This is a genomic window from Mesorhizobium sp. dw_380 (assembly GCF_018588885.1).
Taxonomy (GTDB): domain Bacteria; phylum Pseudomonadota; class Alphaproteobacteria; order Rhizobiales; family Rhizobiaceae; genus Mesorhizobium.
Window position 1 is genome coordinate 120,551 of record NZ_JAFFIW010000007.1, and the last position, 14,229, is coordinate 134,779.

The 14,229-nt window shown below is 62.4% G+C and carries 14 protein-coding genes; 9 read left to right on the plus strand and 5 right to left on the minus strand.

Annotation, left to right across the window (positions count from 1 at the left end):
* Positions 1-136: 136 nt before the first annotated feature.
* On the minus strand, positions 137-1,420 hold the full coding sequence (locus JT360_RS09590) for a D-tagatose-bisphosphate aldolase, class II, non-catalytic subunit (RefSeq protein ID WP_214471282.1): 1,284 nt from the start codon (positions 1,418-1,420) through the stop codon (positions 137-139).
* Positions 1,417-2,370 carry a tagatose kinase gene (locus tag JT360_RS09595; RefSeq protein ID WP_214471283.1) on the minus strand — a complete coding sequence of 318 codons (954 nt, stop codon included), beginning with the start codon at positions 2,368-2,370 and terminating at the stop codon, positions 1,417-1,419. The genes JT360_RS09590 and JT360_RS09595 overlap by 4 nt, the downstream gene beginning before the upstream one ends.
* A gap of 267 nt (positions 2,371-2,637) precedes the next feature.
* Here JT360_RS09595 and JT360_RS09600 point away from each other — a divergent pair, with 267 nt between their 5' ends.
* Complete coding sequence (locus tag JT360_RS09600; RefSeq protein WP_214471284.1) at positions 2,638-3,672, plus strand: LacI family DNA-binding transcriptional regulator; 1,035 nt, start codon at positions 2,638-2,640, stop codon at positions 3,670-3,672.
* Here the strand turns inward: JT360_RS09600 and JT360_RS09605 are convergent.
* The 3 genes from JT360_RS09605 to JT360_RS09615 all read right to left on the minus strand — a co-directional run bounded on the left by JT360_RS09605 (position 3,660) and on the right by JT360_RS09615 (position 6,801).
* Positions 3,660-4,604 carry an alpha/beta hydrolase gene (locus JT360_RS09605; RefSeq protein ID WP_214471285.1) on the minus strand — a complete coding sequence of 315 codons (945 nt, stop codon included), beginning with the start codon at positions 4,602-4,604 and terminating at the stop codon, positions 3,660-3,662. The genes JT360_RS09600 and JT360_RS09605 overlap by 13 nt on opposite strands.
* Positions 4,605-4,621: 17 nt before the next feature.
* Positions 4,622-5,770 (minus strand): Gfo/Idh/MocA family protein, encoded by a 1,149-nt coding sequence (locus JT360_RS09610; RefSeq protein ID WP_214471286.1) that lies wholly within the window; start codon positions 5,768-5,770, stop codon positions 4,622-4,624.
* 269 nt (positions 5,771-6,039) lie between these two features.
* Positions 6,040-6,801, minus strand: coding sequence for a DeoR/GlpR family DNA-binding transcription regulator (locus JT360_RS09615; protein WP_214471287.1), 762 nt, complete (start codon positions 6,799-6,801; stop codon positions 6,040-6,042).
* A 162-nt stretch (positions 6,802-6,963) separates the two neighbouring features.
* Here JT360_RS09615 and JT360_RS09620 point away from each other — a divergent pair, with 162 nt between their 5' ends.
* From JT360_RS09620 to JT360_RS09655, 8 genes are all read left to right on the plus strand, one after another.
* Positions 6,964-7,764: a beta/alpha barrel domain-containing protein gene (locus JT360_RS09620; protein WP_023756676.1), complete on the plus strand. Its 801-nt coding sequence runs from the start codon at positions 6,964-6,966 to the stop codon at positions 7,762-7,764.
* 3 nt (positions 7,765-7,767) lie between these two features.
* On the plus strand, positions 7,768-8,718 hold the full coding sequence (locus JT360_RS09625) for a PfkB family carbohydrate kinase (RefSeq protein WP_214471288.1): 951 nt from the start codon (positions 7,768-7,770) through the stop codon (positions 8,716-8,718).
* Positions 8,719-8,807: 89 nt separating this feature from the next.
* On the plus strand, positions 8,808-9,953 hold the full coding sequence (locus JT360_RS09630) for an ABC transporter ATP-binding protein (protein ID WP_214471289.1): 1,146 nt from the start codon (positions 8,808-8,810) through the stop codon (positions 9,951-9,953).
* A 112-nt stretch (positions 9,954-10,065) separates the two neighbouring features.
* A complete protein-coding gene (locus tag JT360_RS09635; protein WP_214471290.1) occupies positions 10,066-11,313 on the plus strand; it encodes an ABC transporter substrate-binding protein in 1,248 nt (415 codons plus the stop codon).
* Between the two features lie 138 nt (positions 11,314-11,451).
* Positions 11,452-12,348: a carbohydrate ABC transporter permease gene (locus tag JT360_RS09640; protein WP_023764771.1), complete on the plus strand. Its 897-nt coding sequence runs from the start codon at positions 11,452-11,454 to the stop codon at positions 12,346-12,348.
* A gap of 5 nt (positions 12,349-12,353) precedes the next feature.
* Positions 12,354-13,196, plus strand: coding sequence for a carbohydrate ABC transporter permease (locus tag JT360_RS09645; RefSeq protein WP_214471291.1), 843 nt, complete (start codon positions 12,354-12,356; stop codon positions 13,194-13,196).
* 52 nt (positions 13,197-13,248) lie between these two features.
* A complete protein-coding gene (locus JT360_RS09650) occupies positions 13,249-13,407 on the plus strand; it encodes a hypothetical protein (RefSeq protein WP_214471401.1) in 159 nt (52 codons plus the stop codon).
* Positions 13,404-14,225 carry a sugar phosphate isomerase/epimerase family protein gene (locus JT360_RS09655; RefSeq protein WP_214471292.1) on the plus strand — a complete coding sequence of 274 codons (822 nt, stop codon included), beginning with the start codon at positions 13,404-13,406 and terminating at the stop codon, positions 14,223-14,225. Before JT360_RS09650 ends, JT360_RS09655 begins: the two co-directional genes overlap by 4 nt.
* The last annotated feature ends 4 nt before the right edge of the window (positions 14,226-14,229 follow it).

The following is a 14,229-nucleotide window of genomic DNA, read 5'->3' on the forward strand; positions in this document are numbered from 1 at the left end:
AGATTGCGAGCGACGGTTCTGAGATGCGCCAGCATGGCCTGGCTGGCGCTCTCGGGACCGCGGAGTTCCATCACTGCACCTTCTCTTGATCGCGCAACGACTTCCTCAACGAGATCCAAGTCGCCGAGGGGCCGGATCAACCTGTCGCGCTGGCGTAGATGTCGAGAACCTCCGTCACGCCAGCGATCAGCAATTCCCTGGCTTTGGGCGCGACGGATCCGCTGGCCACCGCGCCGTCGAGACGGCCGAGATACTGGCTGATGAGAGGCGAGGGGATGTCGCGGTCGCCGAGCGCCTGCATCAGCGCGTCTGTGGCCCCCTGGGCTGTCGGCGATGGCCAATAATAACGGATGCGATCGCTGTAGGAGAAATGGCGTTCGATCCGCTGTTCGGCTTCCGAGCCGTGATAGTAATTCTTCCAATTGCCGGGCGCCGCCAGCATGACGCGCTCCATCGCCGCCGGCAGGCTTTCCCGTGAGGAGTCGGGAGCAAGAATGTCGGCGATGTGGCTCAAGCCGTAGAGCGCTTCGCGCAGCGCGAAGGTCAGCCACGGCCCGACCTTGAGGATGGCGAAGCCGTCATCGACCAGCGCCGTTAGCGCCGCGACCGGCTGATAGTCGGTCGAATGCGCCTCGAAAACGAATTGCGGCAGGTCTTGCAACGTGCCGGCTAGCGCTCGCGCGCGTTCCGGTTGATAGGTGATCACCTCGGCATTGCCGAATTCGACGCCTGGCTGCACGACGATGCCGATCGCCCGCGCAAAGGCCTGGTCGAGCCCGCGCTGGCTAAAAGCCTGGCGGTGGATGCGCACGGTTTCAAGGGCTGCCTCGGGTGTCGTCACCGCCAGATGGTCCATGGCTTCAAGGGCGCCGCCCGGCACCGGCACTTCCGTGCCGATGACATAGACAGGCTTGGCGCCTTCAGTTCGTTTCGCGGCGGCCTCCGCCACCTCGGCCAGTTCGGCGGCGCGCGCCGCGATCGTCGCGTCGGAAGGTGCCGCACCTTCGCCGGCGCAGCCCATGCTGGCGTCCAGATGGATCTTGGTGAAGCCGGCTTCGGCATAGGCATCGACCATGCGCGAAGCCTTCACCATGGCCTCGGACGCCGGCAGGTGCTTCCAGGGATTGGGGCCGAGATGGTCGCCGCCGAGCACCAGCCTGTCCAGGGGAAAGCCCACCTTGCCGGCGATCGTCTCGACGAAGCGGCGGAAATCCCCTGGCGTCATGCCGGTATAGCCGCCTTCATGATTCACCTGGTTGCAGGTGGCCTCGATCAGCACATCGGCGCCGCGTCCCTTGCCATGGCGCAGTGCTGCCTCGATGACCTGCGGATGGGCCGAGCAGATCGAGGTGATGCCGCGGCGTTCGCCCGCCGCACGACGCGAGGCGATTGCCGCCAGCCTGTCCGTCGCCTGGCTCATGCCGGCGCTCCGGTCTTGGCGGTCTCGAGAAATGCTTCGACGGCGGCAAGCGACGCGATGCCCTCCATCGGCCCCTTCTTCGTCACCGCCAGCGCGCCGCAGGCATTGGCGATGCGCAGTGCTGTCTCGGGGGCCGCCCCGCGCAGCCAGAAGGAGACGAAGGCCGCGGCAAAACAGTCACCGGCGCCGGTCGGATCGATTTCGTCGACGGCGAAGCAGGGCGACACCGTGCGCCCGGTCCGGTCGTAGTGGACAGCACCGTCCGCGCCTTTCTTGACGACCACGGTGGAAATGCCGCGGTCCAGCATTTCACGCGCCGCGCTCTCTTCATCGCTCGCCTTGGCGAAGATGAACAGTTCCGGCCCGCTCGGCAGGAAGACATCGGTCTTCGACAGCACGAAATGCAAGGCCTCGCGCATGCCCGGCAGATCGAGCATCTCCTTGCGGATGTTGGGGTCGAACGAGACCGTGCCGCCGCGCGCCTTGACTGTCTCGATCCCGTTGCGCGCCACCTCGATCACCTCGGGCGAGAACAGCGAGGTGCCCATGACGTGAAAATGATCGGCGCCGGCCAGCAGCGCGCGCGCCTCCTCGCCGATCTCGATCAGGCCGGCGGCACTCTGTCTGATGTTGTAGACGAAGTGCCGACTGCCGTCGGTCTCGTAGGTAACGAAGGCGGTCCCCGTCGCGGCGCCTCGGTGGATTTTAATGGCCGAGATATCCGCCCCGTCGGCACGCAGGCGCTCGATGTTCAAATGGCCGAAATCGTCGTCGCCGACGGCTGCGATCAGCCCCGCTGGCTGGCTGAGCCGCGCCGCCTGGTCGATGAAGATCGCCGGCGCGCCGGATGGAAACGGGCCGACCAGCGGGCCGGGGGCAAGGAAGCTCTGGCCGATCCGCTCGGCCATGATCTCGACCAGGATCTCGCCGGCGCAAACCAGTTTCTTCATGTCCCTCACCATTTCGCCGGCCTGCCGGCGGCCGGTTGCCGAACGCCATCTCTATTGCCGTGCGCGTTCAAAACCTAGGTTGCCGATTTAAGAGCGTCAATAAATAATTTGACGCGCGCAATGGTTTTGCGTTGTATTGGAAACGCGAAAAATTTGACTGAATAAGTTCAGTCAAGCATTGCTGCTCATGGCGCCGGCCGCAAGACTGATTCTGGCCGGACGAGACGGTTGGTGGACGAGGGCAAAGGCAAAGGGGCTGGAAATTCGATGGCGGAGAAGACCCACCGCACGATGGATGATTTCGCCAGGGCGTCCGGCGTATCGCGTCCGACCCTGTCCAAGTATTTCGACGATCCCGCGAGCGTGAAGCCGGCGACGCGGGCGCGCGTCGAGGCGGCACTGCGGTCGTCGGACTATCAGCCCAACGTCTTCGCGCGCAATCTCAACCGCAAGCGTACCCGCAATGTCGGCATCATTGTGCCGGCGCTCACCGATCCGTTCTATGCCGAAATGGTCAGCCGCATCGAACTGCGCTGCCGCGACGAGGGTTTCTGGCCGATCGTCATCTCCTCGCACGGTTCGCCGAAACTGGAGGCGGAATCGGTCAGGACGCTGATGTCGCTGAAGGTCGCCGGCGCCATCGTCGCTCCCCTCGGATCGGTCTCCGAGCCCGGCGTCTTCGAGCGGATGAGCGAAGACATCCCGATCGTCTATTTCGACACGTATATCGAGGGCGACACGCCGTTCGTCGGCAACGACAATCACCAGAGCACGTCAACCATCGTCGACTATCTCTGCCGGTCCGGCGAGCCGCCGGTCTATGTCGACATCCCGCACGTCAATCACAATTCGAGCGAGCGCCTGCAGAGCTATATCGACACAATGCAGGCCGCCGGCCTGGAATCCGTCGTTCTCAAGGCGGCGGCCGACTACAGCTGGGATTTCGAGCGCATCGGCCATGAATGGATGGACAGGACGCTCGGGAATGGCGGCCTGCCGGCCCGCACGCTGCTCTGCGCCAATGACCGTCTCGCCTTCGGCGTCATGGCGGCCGCTTTTTCGCGTGGGCTGAAGATAGGTCGCCGAGCCGATTGCGACTTCCGTGTCGCCGCCCATGACGACCACCCTCTGAGCCGCTACACCTGTCCGGCGCTGACCACGATGGCGCAGGATTTCACTGCCATGGCCGGCCGCAGTGTCGAGATCCTGCTGGCCTTGCTCGACGAAGCCGATCCGCCCGGCCAGGATCTGGCGCGCAACGTCAAGCTGGGCGCGACCTTGGTGATGCGTCAATCGGCCTGAGCCTGCAGCTGCAGCCAGGCCGCCGCCTCGCTGACCGCTTGCCGCGCGGCGAGGATGTGGCGGCCCATCGAGACGAAGCCGTGGATCTGGCCCGGCCAGCGCCGCAGGGCCACCGGCACGCCTTCGGCCTTCAGACGCTCGGCATAGGCCGTGCCTTCGTCGGCAAGGATGTCGTGGCCGGCGACAGCGACAAACGCCGGCGCCGCGCCGGCAAGGCTTGACGCGAGCAGCGGCGAAACGCGCCAGTCCGTGATGTCGTCCTGAGTTCGCACATAGTGGTTGCGGAACCAGGCCATGGTGGTGGCGGTGAGCCCGAAGCCGTCGCCGAAACGCCGATAGCTGTCGGCCGTCTGGCGGGCATCGGTGTTGGGATAGATCAGGATTTGCGCGGCAAACGGCGGCGCCAGTCCGTCACGGGCGAGCAGTGCCAGCACGGCGGCGAGGTTGCCGCCGGCGCTGTCGCCGGCGACGGCAATGCTGCCCGGATCGATGCCCAGCTCGCCGGCGTTTTGCGCCATGAAGCGGAGCGCTGCCGTGCAATCCTCGAGCCCCGCCGGAAATTTGTGTTCCGGCGCCAGCCGGTAATCGGGGCAGACGATCACGGCATTGCCCAGATTGGCCAGCCAGCGGCAGATCTCGTCATGCGAATCGAGATTGCCGATGACCCAGCCGCCGCCATGCAGATAGAGCACGGCGCGCGCCCCTTTCCGTGGCGCGCCGATGCCGCGATGGATGCGGATCGCGACCGGGCCGTTCGGCCCGTCGATCCGCTGCTGCGAGGTCGCCGCGACCGGCTCGTGCTCGCCCTGTTGCGTGGGGAACGAGCTGACGTAGGCGGCTCGCGCCGCCGCCACGCTGCCATGCTCGAATGGTTCGCCGCCGGCCGCACGGCCGATTTCGAGGGCGCGCCAAGCATCGGGGTCGAGCGTCATCGTATCTCCTTGATCGACTAGGCGAGCAGACTGCCTGCTTCGTCCTCGGTCAGCAGCGCTGGCTGGACGACATCGCCGGAAACGGCAACGGAGCTTTTCGTTTCGCCTGACTGCAGGATCGCTTCCATGATTTCCAGCACATGCAGCGCCAGAGTGCCGGACGCGCGAGGTGGGACGCCGGTCTTCTGCGAGCGCACCAGATCGGCGACGCCCAGCATGCGGTAGTTGGCGCGATCGGGCGCCGCATAAGGCCAGTTGCGGGCGCCATAGAGTTCGCCCTCGCTGGCGAAATCCTTCCAGACTGCGCCGCGTTCGGACAGCGAGACGGTACCGCCGAACGTGTCGGGATCGGGCAGGCGCAGCGAGCCTTCCGTACCATGCAACTCGATCGGATGGTTGGAGTGGCGAAAGACATCCCACGAGGCGCCGAAAGTGACGGTAGCGCCGGAGCGGAATTCGAGCAGCGACAGCACGTTGGTCGGCGTGCCGACTTTGAAAATGGTGTTCTTGAACGGTCCTTCGGCTGATATCAGCCGCTCCTCCTGGCCACGCGTTGCCATCGCCATGACACGCGCGACAGGACCAAGCAGATTGACCAGCATGGTCAGGTAATAGGGGCCCATGTCGAACACCGGGCCGCCGCCCGGCTGGTAATAGAATTGCGGGTTGGGATGCCAGTGCTCCATGCCACGCCCCATCATGAAGGCGGTGCCGGTGACCGGGCGGCCGATGGCGCCTTCGTCCATCAGGCGACGTGCCCGGCGTCCGGCGGCACCAAGGAACGTATCAGGCGCCGAGCCAAGCAGCAGCCCGCGCTTTGTCGCCTCCGCCACCAGCCGGCGCCCGTCGCTGGCCGAAGTCGCCAGCGGCTTTTCGGTGAAGACGTGCTTGCCGGCTGAAAGCGCCGACATGGTGACGTCGAAATGCACGCCGGGAATGGTTAGATTGAGGACGAGATCGACCTCCGGATCGGCGAGAAGCGCATCGACGCCGAGCGCGCGGATGCCATATTCCTTGGCTCGCAAGGCCGCCATATCGGCCGAGATATCAGCGCAGGCGCGCAGCTCGATGCTGCCGAAGAGCGCGGCATTGCGAAGGTAGGTCATCGAGATGTTGCCGCATCCGATGACACCGATTCCGAGCTTTTCCTTCGATTTTGCCTGCATTTTCGATCGTACCTCCCGATGCGGTCATGGTCTGCCGGATCCGTTGCGCCAGCAACGGATCGCTTTCGAAAGCGCTATACAACATTTTAAATCTTGACGCGCGTAAAATTTTTATAGAGCATACGAAAATGCTGGCGCGATATCGGGAGGCCGCCAGCCTCTGAGGAGGAGAAAATGACTGACATGAAAAAACGGCCGACCGCCGATGCGAATCCCGTGGGTCATGCGCGCATTGGATATTTCCGTCGCGGCCAGGGACCGCGACGGGGTCAGGCATAGATCACCTTGGCCCCGGTCCTATCAAGCTGGCTGCGTATCGGGTCGGACAGGCCATCGTCGGTGATCACAACATCGACGCTCGACAGCGAAAATGCCTTGGAGGTCCCGCTGACGCCCCATTTGCTCGAATCCGCAAGGAGGACAACGCGCCGGGCCATGCGCACGAGGTTTCGCTTCGTTCGCGCCATGTCTTCGTTCACGTCGACCACATCCAGTGATGAGTCAATCGCATGCGCTCCAACAAGGACCTGATGCGCTACCAAGCCGCCGAGAGCGGTGTCGGCATCGGTGATCAGCGTGCTCACCGTGTCTGGATAGACCCGGCCACCGATCATGTGAACGTCGAGCCCGGGCCGATGCATCAGATGCTGCACGATATTCATCGCCGTGGCCGCGACCACGACATTGGTGAGCGGCGGTAACAGCATGGCAACCTGCATCAATGTCGAGCCGCCGTCGAAGATGACCGATTGGTTGTCCTCGAACAGTTCTACCGCTGCCCGGGCGATGCGTTTCTTTGCATCGAGGTTCGTTTGCATCCGCCGGGCGAACGCGGCCGTGGTCGAATCTGTGGTCCGGGTCACCGCCCCTCCGCGGGTCTTGGTCAGCAGTCCCTTGCGGTCCAGTATCTCGAGGTCGGAGCGCACCGTGACTTCCGACACGCCAAATTCGTCTGACAGGTCCTTGATGCGAACCTGTCCGCTGCGTTGCACTTCACCCAGGATCGATTGGCGTCTCTGCTCTGACAACATTGCCCTGTCCTTGTCTCCATGCGCCAAGCGATCGCTCTGGCCTCGGTTCACTCTACCAAAAATACGCGAATTCGAAAGCTTTCGAAAGATTGCATTTATCCTTTCTTTCGCAAACACTGGGTCCAGGATTTTGAAACCAATCGATTGGAGAGTTTTAGACTCATGAGCCTCGGAACCAAGGTGCGCCTGGCGCGCCTCTTCTCACATCCATCGGGGAATCTTTTTGGCGGCGCGGTCGACCACTTTGTCGGCTATGGCGACGTGCGCAAAGGAGGTCTTGCCGACCTGCCGGGCGCGCTTGCACGCGTCATGGTGGGCAAACCCGACTACGTCAGCATCCAGCCTGGCACCGCGCGTCATCTGTGGCCGCAATACGCGGGCAAGGCTTCCCTGGTGATCCAGGCCGGCTGCTTCACTCCAGACGATCGCATCAGTGAACTGATTGCAACGCCCGAGGATGCGGTGCGCGCTGGCGCCGATGCGTTGGCCGTGGCCATTCCGGTGCGCGGCGCGACCGAGGGCAAATACATACGCTGGCTGACCGATTCGGTGAATGCGGCGGCCCGTTACGGCATGCCGGTGGTGGCGCATATCTACCCTCGCGATTTCACCGACGGGGCAAAAATCGTCTTCACCCCCGACGAGATCGCCTATGCGGCACGCATCGGCTACGAGTCCGGCGTCGACGTAATCAAGATCGGCTACACGGGCGATTTCGAGTCATTTCGAGAGACCGTTCGGACCTGCCCGGTGCCGGTTGTGATCGCCGGTGGTCCGAAGACCGACACGCTGCTCGGCGCCCTTCAGCAGACGGCGGACGCCATCCGTGCCGGCGCGCGCGGTGCCGTGGTGGGCCGCAATCTCTGGGGGCATGGCGATCCGGAAAAGGCAGCGATTGCCTTTCGGGGCGTCATCCATGACGGCCTTTCGGCGCAAGACGCCTTGGCGAAGGCGGGTGCCTGAACAATGCCCGCCGTCCCTTCAATCCTCGGCTTCGGAGCTATTGCGATCGACGACATCGTCTATGTCGATCAGCCGTTGTCGGCGGGCAAGGGGAAGGTTCTCCAAAGTGCCCGAGCTTTCGGGGGAAATGTCGCAACGGCACTTGCCGCCGTCGCGCGGCTCGGCGGAACCGCCGGCTTCGTCGGATGGCTGGGCAGTGCCGCCGACGACGCCGTGTTGTGCGATCTCGTTGCGAGTGGCGTTGAAACCGCGTTCGCGCCGCGCCACCCGCACGCGCGCCCGGTGCGCTCGCGGATCACCGTCGGTTCGGATGGGGAGCGGTTCATCGCGTATGACGACGAAGCGATGCTGGGCACCGCGTCGGACTTTCCGGACGAGGTCCTCAGCCGCGCGACCGTCCTGATCGTCGATAGTTACGGGATCGGGTCGCTGGATGTCGTGGCTCGGGCTCGCGATCTCGGCCTTGCGATCCTCGGCGATGTCGAATGGAGCCGCGGCCCAGCCACCGAGAGACTGATCGGGCTCTGCGACCATCTCATTCTTCCGCTCGGCTTTGCGCGGACCGCCACGGGCCGCCGGTCGCCGGCCGAGATACTCGATGCATTGTGGTCGCCGTCGCGGTCCGCCGTGGTTCTGACGGATGGCGGCAGGGGCGTCTTCTATCGCGGACGCGACGAGACAGGGCTCTGGCACCTGCCTCCGCACCGGGTTGCCGTCGTCGACTCGACCGGCGCCGGTGACTGCTTTCATGGCGCCTATGCCCTTGCATTGACGCGCGGGGCCGACACCGCAGGCCGGGTCGCATTCGCGGCCGCGGCGGCGGCCCTTTCGATAACGGGGCGGGGCGGGCGCGAGGCGCTTCCGACCGACGACCAGGTCACGGAACTCCTGGCATCGACGAACGCGCCGTCGGCAGTCGAACTGAAATATGCGGGGCTCGACACCGGAACATAGTCCGAACTATCCGAGGAAACATTTCGCAGGTGAACATAAGCCGAGGACAATCATAAAAATCAGTGGCTTAGACTTGTGGAGGGAGGAATATGGCAGAAGTCGTTCTTGAGAATATCTGCAAGACATACGGGAACAATTTTCACGCAATCGACCAATTGAACCTGTCGGTCGAGGACGGCGAGTTTTTGATTCTCGTCGGGCCGTCCGGCTGTGGCAAATCCACCGCGTTGCGGATGATCGCGGGATTGGAGGACGTCACCAGCGGCAGCCTTCGGATCGGCGGAGTCGACGTCGTCGACATGCCGCCCAAGGACCGCGACATCGCGATGGTCTTCCAGAGCTACGCCCTCTACCCGCATATGACGGTGTTCGAAAACATCGCCTTTTCGATGCGGCTGGCAGGCAAGCCGAAGGCCGTGCGCAAAAAGCGCGTGGACGAGATCGCCAAAACCCTTCAACTGACGTCTCTGCTGGACAGCAAACCCGCGAACCTTTCAGGCGGACAGCGTCAAAGGGTTGCCATGGGCCGAGCCATGGTGCGCGAGCCGGCAGCCTTTCTCATGGACGAACCCCTTTCCAATCTGGACGCGAAACTGCGTGTTCAAATGCGCGCCGAAATCACCAGTCTGCAAAAGCAGCTCGGCGTAACGACCATATATGTGACCCACGACCAAACCGAAGCCATGACGATGGGCGACAGGGTCGCGGTGTTGAAAGGCGGCGTGCTGCAGCAGGTCGACACACCCAAGAGGCTCTATGAATCGCCGGTGAACGCCTTCGTTGCCGGCTTCATCGGGTCTCCTTCGATGAACCTTTTCGAGGCGACCCTGACGGGCGACGAACTGATGTCCGGCGCCTTGGCCATCCGGCTGCAGGATGCAGCCTTCGTGCGCAGGCCGGGCTTGAGGTCGTATGCCGGGCGCAAGGTCGTGTTCGGGATACGACCGGAGGATCTCTATGACAGCAGCCTCGAATCCGGCCGCAAGTATCAGACGATACCGGCAAGGGTGACCTCGATCGAAGAACTCGGATCCGAACATATCGTCCATCTTAACATCGACGCGGTCCGGGTGGACTCCGGCGACCCTGACGCGGTGCAGGATTTCGGCCTGGCGTCGAATGCGGTGGCGAAATTCGAACCGGTCAGCACAGTCCTCTCCGGCTCGGAAATCAGGGTGGCCCTGGATGACGCCAAGCTCCATTTCTTCGATCCCGAGACGCATCTGACGATCTGAATATCCGCGACAAGACCCGCGGGTGAGGGGTGAGGCGCCTGCATAAGAAGACTTCTGAATAACCAGACGATCGGCCCGCATTGTGCGGTCGATCCTAAAGAAGGAGGAGAAAATGATGTTTCGTATAAAACCCGCGATGCTGAAAATAGCCGCGGCCGCATGGTTGCTTGGCGCAACCGGCGCCATGGCGGATACGACGCTGGAATTCACCCAATGGTGGGAGCCCGAATTGCCGGCGGGCTCGCTCAGGGCAATCATGGATGGCTTCGAGGCCGCAAACCCCGGAATCAAGGTGACGCTGGTCAGCGGCCCCTACGCGACCACGCGAGACCAGATCTCGGTTGGTGCTGCAACCGGAACGCTCAGCGACGTCGTCGGCCTCGACGGCGCCTGGGTGAACAATCTGAATGCGCAGAACGCACTCGCCGACATGAATCCGATGATGGATGCGAGCGGTTTCGATAAGAGCCAGGTCGCGGACATCATCAAGGTGGACGGCAAGGCGGTGATGTTTCCCGTGGCTTCCTTCGTCTATCCGGTCTTCGTGAATTTGGACCTCGCCGCCCAGGCAGGCGTGACCAAGCTGCCGTCGACCCGTGCGGAGTTTCTCGAAGCCGCCAAGAAGATGACGCACGCCGACAAGAACCAGTATGGCTGGGTGCTGCCCCTGTCGCTGCAAACGCCATCCGGCGTCCAGAACGACATGATGTCGTGGGTTTGGGCATCGGGTCAGTCGATGATGGCGAACGGCAAGCCCGACCTCGTTGGCAAACCGGTGGTGGATATGCTCGCCTTCGTCAAATCACTCAATGACGCCGGCACCATCTCGCCCGGCATCGCCACCAAGACCGAGCAGGAAAAGGTCGAGGAGTTCGTCAACGACCGCGTCGGGATGATGATCGACTCGCTCGCGCATGTGAACCTCATCCGCAAACGCAATCCCAAGCTGAACTTCGACCTCATCCCGGTCCCGGTCGTGGAAAACTATACCGGCAAGCGCGGCCTTCCCTATGCCTCCTGGGGCATCGGCATCTCTGCTGCCTCGAAACATCAGGAAGAGGCCTGGAAACTCGTCCAATATCTGATGAGTGAAAAGGTGAACGCCAAGCTCGTGTCGCTTGCAAACGCCTTCCCGGGCAACGTCAACGCCAAGCCCGATTTCGTGACCTCGGACAAGGCTTTCGGCAAGGCTTTTGAAATCTTCAAGACCGGTTATCTCGCCAATGAGTTCACAGGCCTGCCGGTGGCTGAAGACCTGATGACCCAGTTCGACGTGCAAGCCCAGAAGATGCTCGCCGGCGAGCAGTCTCCGGAACAAGCCGCGGCCACCGCTCAGAAGGGCTGGATGGCGAAATTCTGATCGGCCTGTTCCCGTTTGCTATCTTCGACCGGGTGGCCTGACTTTGGGCAGGCCACCCGGCAACAACGGATCGGCAATTTGAGATGGACCTGTTTCCGAAGCTTACCTTCTCTTGAAGGCGTATCCCAAGGTTGGCACATGACCCGGCAAAAGCGCTCCCACCACAAGCTGAAACGAGCGGTCGCACCCTACCTCTATCTGTCGCCATCGCTGCTCATAATCGGGCTTCTGATGCTGCTGCCGATGGTGACGGTGATTGCCTACTCGTTCCAGAACAGCGCGGTGCTGCGTCGTGACCCATCCTTTGCCGGACTGAAACACTACCAGGCGATCTTCGACGACCCCGTGTTCTGGGCTTCGCTGTGGCACACGCTCTACTTCACATGCATGAGTGTCATTTTCCACATGACCATCGGCATGGTCTTCGCACTCATGCTGAACAGCGACCGCATCAATCCGACGCTGCGCAATATTCTGCGCGTGCTCTACATACTGCCCTGGCTGTTCACCGCGGTGATTATCGCCGTGATCTGGCGCCTACTGCTTGAGCCGAACGGTGTCGTGAATAGTATTCTCATGCAAATCGGCATCATCGGTTCCAAGGTCGAGTGGTTTTCCTCGCCCGAGACCGCGCTGCACGCCGTCACCTTCGCCAATATCTGGGCGGGCTACCCGCTTTTCATGGTCAGCCTGCTCGCTGGGTTGCAGGGCATTCCCAAGGATTTCTACGAGGCCGCCGATATCGACGGGGCGAAGGCCTACCAGAAGCTGATCTTCATCACCATCCCGCAGCTGATGCCGATCATCATCAGCATCTCGCTGCTCGACTTCATCTGGACCATGCAGGTCTTCCCGCTAATCTGGATAACGACGGGCGGCGGCCCGATCTACTCGACCGAGGTCCTCAGCACCTACACGTACAAGCTGGCGTTCTCGAGCTACAACCTGTCGCAGGCTTCGGCGAGCGCTGTAGTCATCTTGTTGATCTCTCTCGGCCTGACGCTGTTCTATATTCGCTATCAAAAGGCTCGGTAGTCACCATGAGGAAAAGGCATACGCCGAAAGACAGGCTGATCACCGTCGCGCTCCACGCAGCGCTTGCAGCGGGGCTCTTTTTCGCGGCATTCCCGATCTACTGGATGCTGAGCAGTTCGTTCAAATCGAATACCGAAATCTTTGCCCTGCCACCAACCATCCTGCCAAAGGCCTTCACGCTGGAAGCGTATGCAGCCATCCTTGGCGACCCGGTAAAGCTGCGCTTCTTCTTCAACAGCTATTTCGTGGCGGGAGCGGTGACCGTGCTAACAGTGCTGATCGCCTTGCTGGCGGCCTACGGGTTCAGCCGCTTCAACTTCCGCGGCAAGGGCAGCCTGAACACACTCATCATCAGCACGCAGACGATTCCGCCGATCACACTCTTGATCCCCTTCTTCGGGCTTGTCGTCTCATACGGTATCTTCGATACCTACGTCGCACTGATCCTGACTTACCTGGTGTTTACACTGCCCTACGCAATCCTGCTGATGACGGGATATCTGAACACCTTGCCCCGCGATCTCGATGAAGCCGTGGCTGTCGATGGCGGCACCAGTTGGACAGCGCTTTGGCGGGTGATCGTCCCGATTTCACTGCCTGGTATCGTGGCGACGTCGGTCTACACCTTCCTGTTGTGCTGGAACGAATTTCTCTTTGCGCTGACGCTGACGAAGTCAACGTCCATGCGCACCGTCCCGATCGGCATCCAGCTGTTGATGGGGCAGCACGCCTTCGAATGGAACCAGATGATGGCGATGAGCGTGCTCGGCTCGCTACCGCTCTTGCTCATCTACCTCGTTGCCCAGAGGTACTTCCTCGCCGGCATGACCGCGGGCTCGGTCAAGTAGGATGTCCATCCCACGGAGAACTGATGGAGCAGGCCCCCGCGCATCGCAAGCGATGATTGGACCCTATCTGCTGGCAGGCGACATCGCCGCGGCCGCGGCCGTCGTCACCGTTCCGCTGATCGTGCTGGTGCTGTTCTTCCAGCGCCACATCATCGAAGGGCTGATACAGGGCGCATCAAGGAATAGGCGGTATCAAGGAATGAAAGGATGAACGTGAAAGACCTCAAAGTCGGCTGCCAGACCTTCACCTGGGAAATGCTGGGCCGCGCCTGGACCGGTGGCCCCGACGATCTGTTGAAGGCGATCGCCGACGGCGGCTATGCTGGCATCGAGATCACCGACACCATGATCGGGCGTTACGCCGGCAAACCCGACGAGTTCGCCGTCGCCCTGAAGTCGTCCGGGCTGACGCTCGTGTCCTTCGCCTTCGGCTCTAAAAGCGGCTTCACGCTCAAGGACCAGATCGGCGTCGATCTCGAAACCGCCAAGCGCTGGATCGACTTCGTCGCCGCCTTCCCCGGTGCGCTGGTCTCGATGGGTTCGGCAACGGTGGTGTCCGACGGTCCGCGCGACGACAAGTTCGCCATCGCCGCCGAGGTCTATAACAAAGCCGGCGAACTCGGACGCAAGGCCGGCGTCAAGGTGGCGATGCATCCGAGTTCGCACCACAACACGCTGCTGTTCGACCGCGCTGATTATGACAAGATCTTTGCTTTGCTCGATCCCGATCTGGTCGGCTGGGTGCCCGATACCGGCCACATACTGCGCGGCCACAAGGACATGGCCGACACGCTGCGCACCTACCGCGACCGCATCCGCTACATCCATTTGAAGGACGTCGACGCCAACGGCACCTGGGCGATGCTGGGCAAGGGCATCTGCGACACCGCCCAAGTGATCGAGATCGCGAGTACCGCGCCGCGCTTCAACGGCTGGCTGGTGCTCGAAGAGGAATCCGATACCGCCGCCGCCGATCCCGCCGGCGCGGTCAAGACCAACCGCCAGACAATGCGCAGCTACGGCGCCTGAAGAA

Bases quoted from the DNA above. Each gene is read 5' to 3' on its own strand.
- JT360_RS09590 (WP_214471282.1), bottom strand. From the start codon at position 1,420: ATGAGCCAGGCGACGGACAGGCTGGCGGCAATCGCCTCGCGTCGTGCG.
- JT360_RS09595 (WP_214471283.1), bottom strand. From the start codon at position 2,370: ATGAAGAAACTGGTTTGCGCCGGCGAGATCCTGGTCGAGATCATGGCC.
- JT360_RS09600 (WP_214471284.1), top strand. From the start codon at position 2,638: ATGGCGGAGAAGACCCACCGCACGATGGATGATTTCGCCAGGGCGTCC.
- JT360_RS09605 (WP_214471285.1), bottom strand. From the start codon at position 4,604: ATGACGCTCGACCCCGATGCTTGGCGCGCCCTCGAAATCGGCCGTGCG.
- JT360_RS09610 (WP_214471286.1), bottom strand. From the start codon at position 5,770: ATGCAGGCAAAATCGAAGGAAAAGCTCGGAATCGGTGTCATCGGATGC.
- JT360_RS09615 (WP_214471287.1), bottom strand. From the start codon at position 6,801: ATGTTGTCAGAGCAGAGACGCCAATCGATCCTGGGTGAAGTGCAACGC.
- JT360_RS09620 (WP_023756676.1), top strand. From the start codon at position 6,964: ATGAGCCTCGGAACCAAGGTGCGCCTGGCGCGCCTCTTCTCACATCCA.
- JT360_RS09625 (WP_214471288.1), top strand. From the start codon at position 7,768: ATGCCCGCCGTCCCTTCAATCCTCGGCTTCGGAGCTATTGCGATCGAC.
- JT360_RS09630 (WP_214471289.1), top strand. From the start codon at position 8,808: ATGGCAGAAGTCGTTCTTGAGAATATCTGCAAGACATACGGGAACAAT.
- JT360_RS09635 (WP_214471290.1), top strand. From the start codon at position 10,066: ATGATGTTTCGTATAAAACCCGCGATGCTGAAAATAGCCGCGGCCGCA.
- JT360_RS09640 (WP_023764771.1), top strand. From the start codon at position 11,452: ATGACCCGGCAAAAGCGCTCCCACCACAAGCTGAAACGAGCGGTCGCA.
- JT360_RS09645 (WP_214471291.1), top strand. From the start codon at position 12,354: ATGAGGAAAAGGCATACGCCGAAAGACAGGCTGATCACCGTCGCGCTC.
- JT360_RS09650 (WP_214471401.1), top strand. From the start codon at position 13,249: ATGATTGGACCCTATCTGCTGGCAGGCGACATCGCCGCGGCCGCGGCC.
- JT360_RS09655 (WP_214471292.1), top strand. From the start codon at position 13,404: ATGAACGTGAAAGACCTCAAAGTCGGCTGCCAGACCTTCACCTGGGAA.